This is a genomic window from Bradyrhizobium sp. STM 3843 (assembly GCF_000239815.1).
Taxonomy (GTDB): domain Bacteria; phylum Pseudomonadota; class Alphaproteobacteria; order Rhizobiales; family Xanthobacteraceae; genus Bradyrhizobium.
The window spans coordinates 1-1,233 of the sequence record NZ_CAFK01000156.1 but is presented as its reverse complement, the minus strand read 5'-3'; the positions used below and the strand labels follow the sequence as shown (position 1 = coordinate 1,233).

General features: G+C 60.7%; 1 protein-coding gene and 1 pseudogene. One reads left to right on the top strand and one right to left on the bottom strand.

Annotated elements, in window-relative coordinates; genetic code table 11:
* A pseudogene (locus BRAS3843_RS41565) lies at positions 1 to 476 on the bottom strand (hypothetical protein); the annotation flags it as partial.
* A 339-nt stretch (positions 477 to 815) separates the two neighbouring features.
* Between BRAS3843_RS41565 and BRAS3843_RS17250 the strand changes: the two are divergent.
* Positions 816 to 1,112, top strand: a complete 297-nt coding sequence (locus BRAS3843_RS17250) for a hypothetical protein (RefSeq protein ID WP_008970250.1) — start codon at positions 816 to 818, stop codon at positions 1,110 to 1,112.
* Positions 1,113 to 1,233: the final 121 nt, after the last annotated feature.

Below are 1,233 nucleotides of genomic sequence, written 5' to 3'. Positions count from 1 at the left end.
CCGTGCGTGTGCAGATTGGTCGGATTGAGATAGAGATTGGCCTCTCCAGGGTCCGTTACATGGCGCAGCTTGGCTGGGTCGAGCTTCGGCAGCCGGTTGACGTAGCGGACCTTCAACGTGTCGCCGGGCTGCAGCGCGAGGCGGGCACCGCCATAGGGCGAGACGGTCGCGCTGCCCGATGAACAGGTTAGTCCCGACGCTGGACGTGGACAGATCTGATAGACCCATCCGGTCGGATGGACGACGGTGCTGTCGCTCGGCGGCGTGTAGGCGATGGTCGGGATGGGTTGCGGGATCGCAACCATCATGATGTCGAGCACGCCGTTCTGGCTGGAGAATATCGGCGGCTCGCGCAACGTGTCCGCAGCGGTGGACGCAATGCCGACTGCGGACACGATGGCGACGATACCGGCCGCACCGATGACGCGGCGGGTCGGGACTACAAACATTGTCTTGCTGAATGCACTGCTGGACATGACCTCCCCCTAAAATTTTCGGTTGTGGCTTGTCAGGCGCGCCAAGATCGTACAATATTATGTATACCACTTCTAGTAGATTATTATTCTCCGTGTATTTGGTAGTTCGTGCTTGCGATGCACTCTTCGCAACACGACTGATGACGCTTGTGCGTTCATGGCGTGAGGCCATGAGCTGAGACGTTGTGCAAGGCAGCTAACGGCGCGCGGCAACGACAAAGCGGACAGAGCGGAAGAGCACGGCGGAGCGGGAGAAGACGGCAAGTGAAACGACGGCGCGTCAGGCGATGGCGGCTGTAGCGATGAACTGATTTCCAGAACTGATGGCAGGGGTGGGTGATGTGGCAGGCCCTGGCATGGATCTGTACGCTGGCTGCGCTGACGTGCGATGCGGCGCCCGATGTCGCGATCATTCAGGCGGCCTATGAGCGCGCCGGCACGTCCGGTAGCACCTTGCATGACAAGGGCCTGCGCGTGCTCAGCGCGAAGTGCCATGACCACGGCACCAATGCGTTCCTGTGCGAGGTCACGTTCATCTCGACGAGCGATCAGGCGCAGCAGCTCTACCTCGATATCGTGGCGGTGACGCGGACTGAGGACGGCTGGGTGCTCACAAGTGGGCTGTGCAGGCGTTGAGGCGGGCGCAACAATCTATGATATCGGCGTGATCGGCGGTCGATACCCCTACAATCGCCTTGAGCTACGGCGACTGATGGGCTCAATCTTGGGTCACCTTGAATGGAGACCGCCATGGCCT

What these genes read in the sequence shown, in the direction of transcription:
- BRAS3843_RS17250 (WP_008970250.1), top strand. Translation starts at nt 816, where the DNA reads ATGTGGCAGGCCCTGGCATGGATCTGTACGCTGGCTGCGCTGACGTGC.